This is a genomic window from Croceibacterium salegens (assembly GCF_009827435.1).
GTDB lineage: Bacteria > Pseudomonadota > Alphaproteobacteria > Sphingomonadales > Sphingomonadaceae > Croceibacterium_B > Croceibacterium_B salegens.
The window spans coordinates 1-3,426 of sequence record NZ_WTYM01000062.1 but is presented as its reverse complement, the minus strand read 5'-3'; the positions used below and the strand labels follow the sequence as shown (position 1 = coordinate 3,426).

Genomic DNA, 3,426 nt, shown 5'->3' with positions numbered 1-3,426 from the left:
AACTTGAAAGGGAGCACTTTCAGTCTCTTAGTGATCCTCGGCCGTAATTCAGTCGACACTTCCGCGGCTTAGCAGAGTAAGACCGAATTGATTGTTCGAATCCAACTCGGTCCGCCACACACCCCCAGCACTAGTCTCCGTTATCAGAGCGCCTGCGCAAAGCCGCAGAACAGACGGGTTTGCGTCCGCCAATCCGTCACTGCGGATAGAATGAGCATCCGTCTCCAGCCGTTTCAGGAAGGATTTGCGCTGCCCGTCTCCGCGCGGTTCGCCATCGGTACGGTATCCCTGCTTCCCAGGGTATTAACAGGAAAAAACATCGATTCGGGCCCCAAAACAGGTCGATTCCGCCGAATCCTGCGATCCTGCGCCGCAGAAAATAACGCAATTACCGCAGGTTACCCCGCTCAAATCGGGCTTTCCCTGTTATTCGGCGGAACAGGGTATTAAATCGGCCATATCAGGGAACGAATTCGCCCGAACAGGGCCTGTTGGTCTACGGAACAGGCTGATCCTCGGTCGGCCAGCCGAGCGCCTTGCGCTGCTCGCTCCAGGACAGCAGGACTCCATTCTGCATGAGCTGCTCGAGGTTGAGCGTGGCCGGCTGGACTTCGCACGCCTGAGGCAGAATCCGCGTTTCAAGCAGCTCCTGGTCGAAGTTGGCCTCGCGGCCCGCTGGCGCAAGACAGGGAATTGGAGAGATTTCGCGCTGCCGAATGGCGGCGACGATTTCGAAATTTTTGCCCAATAATCTAGACGACCGCTCTTGGGTCTTAGCGAAAGGGAGGCCTACAGCCTTATCGGCCCCAAATGCAGCTTGTCCCCCCAACCGTCCAGAAGTCGACGAAGCCGTACTGCCCATTGTCGAGGTTGGAAGGGTCTTGCGCGTCTAATACACTCGATGGTGCCGAAGCCGGTCCGCGCGCCGGTGTGGAATGCGCATGATCGGAGGCAATAAGGTGGTACACGGATCTAGAGCGCGCAGCGAGATGCTTGGAGCGCGACCATGGGATAACTGGCTTCAGCGCCCTTGTGCCCGGTCGGCAGCCACCTATTCCCTAGCGCATGAGGTCGCAGATCGAGATCGGCACGGATTCTGCCGGACAAAGCATTTCCATGGATGTGCAGGAACTGCTCGCCACGCGGTTGCTGGTGCAGGGCAATTCCGGGTCGGGCAAATCGCACTTGCTGCGCCGTTTGCTCGAACAGAGCGCCGAGTTGGTCCAACAAGTCGTGGTCGATCCGGAAGGCGATTTCACCAGCCTTGCAGACCAGTTCGATCACGTGCTGATCGATGGATCCGCCTATTCCGCGCGTGAAATTGCGGCCCTGGCAGGCCGCGTCCGCCAACACCGCGTCTCGGTGGTGCTGTCGCTCGAGGAACTGGAGGTGGAACAGCAGATCCGCTGCGCGGCGCTGTTCCTCGCAGCCCTGTTCGATGCTCCCCGGGAACACTGGTATCCTGCCCTGGTGGTGGTGGACGAGGCGCAGATGTTCGCACCCGCCGCTGCGGGCGAACTGGGCGAGGATACCCGCCGGCTGACGCTTTCGGCCATGACCAACCTGATGTGCCGCGGACGGAAGCGCGGCCTCGCCGGCATTGTCGCCACGCAGCGCCTCGCCAAGCTGGCCAAGAACGTCGCCGCCGAGGCCTCGAACTTCCTGATGGGGCGCACTTTCCTCGATATTGACATGCAGCGCGCGGCCGACCTGCTGGGCATGGACCGCAAGGAGGCCGAACGCATCCGCGACTTGCAGCGCGGCCATTTCCTCGGTCTTGGCCCTGCCATCAGCCGCCGCCCCGTCGCGGTCCATATCGGCAACGTGCGAACGGGCGGAAAGAACGCCGCCGAAGGGCTCATGCCGCTGCCGGTCGCCAACGGCGACGACCTCGAGGCGCTCCTCCATGATGAGCTGGAACAGGAAGCGACTCAGCCCGCTCCGCGCCCGGTCGCGCCCGTCCGGCCGCGTGTGGATGTCGAACAGGAAATATCCAGTCGCGTCGCCGGAATCGCGCGGGCTGAAGAACCGGCTGTCGATGCCGAGCCGGGCCCCGCCACCGACGTTGCGCAGGGCAATGATCGTGTCGCCCAGGTCGTGCGCGAGCTGGCCGCAGAGGAGGGCGCCACGTTCCAGTCGTCCGCGATGTTGTTTCGCGAGTTTGCGCAGCGCTGCCGGCAGCATGGAGTGCCGAGCGCGCATGTCGACATGATGCGCTTTCGCAAGTTGTTCGCCTGTGCGAGCGCGGGGCTCGACCGCCTGGATCCGCCCGTTCGCGAAGCCATCGAGCAGCTGGCCGACAATGTGCCAGAGGACGTGCTCGCGCCTTACCTCACGATCGCCGTCGCCGCCGCGCAGGGCCGCACCGCGCCGGACGAGGACGAGCTGGCGCGGGTCTACGGCACCTCGTCACCGAGCCGTATCCTTCGACTTCTCGATTACCTGGAGCGTCAGGGCCACATAGTCGTGCGTGAAGAGTTTGGCGGTGAGCGGTCTATTTCCGTGTTGAGTTTGGACGATGCCATTTCGCGAAACGACAGTATCGCTCTGGCTCGCGGCGATTAGGAGAAGATGACGAGACAAACTGCCTGCTACAGTTCCAGGGTGCGACTAACTGAAGCGGGCGTTCTGCGTGCAATTCAAGAGCTGTCATCCCAGCGTGAGAAAGAATGCGTCGGCTGAAGCCGGAGCAAGGCTTTAAGGGCAAGCATCACATGAATAGCCAGTCAAGTTGCGCCCAAAGTTCTGCATCATTGGACTCTTCAAGTCTGTAACAATTTATATCGGGCCTACTCAACATTCGCTTGGAGAATGAAGCGTTAAACAATAAGGGGCGCGCTAGCGGCTGGGCGCACTTTGCAGTCTCGGCAATTTTCGGCGACAATCATCCATCAACGCTGACTTGAACAATCTCGACCGGCAGCCAACGACCCAATTTCGAGAGTTGACTTCATATCACATAGAATGTCCGCAATTCGGCCATTTTCCGAGTAGACGTCTTTGGAGGGCCTAGATCCGCAAATTGGACCTCAGCCAGCGCGTCCAAGATTATGCTTCTCGATAGTTGCGTGGTCAGCTCTCGGTGTTGGCCTTCTTGCGGGGGCTGCGGCGCTGGCCTGGCTTGCGGCCGAGGCCGATCTTTTTCGCCAGTTCGCGGCGCTTGTCCGCGTAATCCGGAGCCACCATTGGATAGTCGGCCGCCAGGCCCCAGCGCGCGCGATATTCATCGGGCGTCAGGCCATGATCGGTCATGAGGTGGCGCTTGAGCATCTTCATCTTCTTGCCGTCTTCCAGGCAAACAATGTGATCCTTCTTGACCGACGTGCGGATCGGAACAGCCGGTTCCGGCACGGGTTCGGCCGCACCGCCTTCGCTACCGAGACCCAAAAGCGTCGAATAGACGTTTTTGATCAGCGCGGAGACATC

At 60.7% G+C, this 3,426-nt stretch carries 4 protein-coding genes; 2 read left to right on the top strand and 2 right to left on the bottom strand.

Annotated features, from left to right (window positions below):
* The first annotated feature begins 210 nt into the window (after positions 1–210).
* The gene (locus GRI89_RS18130; protein WP_235913504.1) at positions 211–450 is read left to right on the top strand and encodes a hypothetical protein; all 240 of its coding nucleotides are present in this window, start codon (positions 211–213) and stop codon (positions 448–450) included.
* Positions 451–496: 46 nt separating this feature from the next.
* Here the strand turns inward: GRI89_RS18130 and GRI89_RS17315 are convergent, their stop codons facing one another.
* Positions 497–862 (bottom strand): hypothetical protein, encoded by a 366-nt coding sequence (locus GRI89_RS17315; protein WP_159798284.1) that lies wholly within the window; start codon positions 860–862, stop codon positions 497–499.
* A 203-nt stretch (positions 863–1,065) separates the two neighbouring features.
* Here GRI89_RS17315 and GRI89_RS17310 point away from each other — a divergent pair, with 203 nt between their 5' ends.
* Positions 1,066–2,565: an AAA family ATPase gene (locus GRI89_RS17310; protein ID WP_159798283.1), complete on the top strand. Its 1,500-nt coding sequence runs from the start codon at positions 1,066–1,068 to the stop codon at positions 2,563–2,565.
* A gap of 507 nt (positions 2,566–3,072) precedes the next feature.
* Here the strand turns inward: GRI89_RS17310 and GRI89_RS17305 are convergent.
* A partial coding sequence (locus tag GRI89_RS17305) for a MucR family transcriptional regulator (RefSeq protein WP_159791454.1) occupies positions 3,073–3,426 on the bottom strand: 354 nt, incomplete at its 5' end.

What these genes read in the sequence shown, in the direction of transcription:
- GRI89_RS18130 (WP_235913504.1), top strand. Translation starts at nt 211, where the DNA reads ATGAGCATCCGTCTCCAGCCGTTTCAGGAAGGATTTGCGCTGCCCGTC.
- GRI89_RS17315 (WP_159798284.1), bottom strand. Translation starts at nt 862, where the DNA reads ATGGGCAGTACGGCTTCGTCGACTTCTGGACGGTTGGGGGGACAAGCT.
- GRI89_RS17310 (WP_159798283.1), top strand. Translation starts at nt 1,066, where the DNA reads ATGAGGTCGCAGATCGAGATCGGCACGGATTCTGCCGGACAAAGCATT.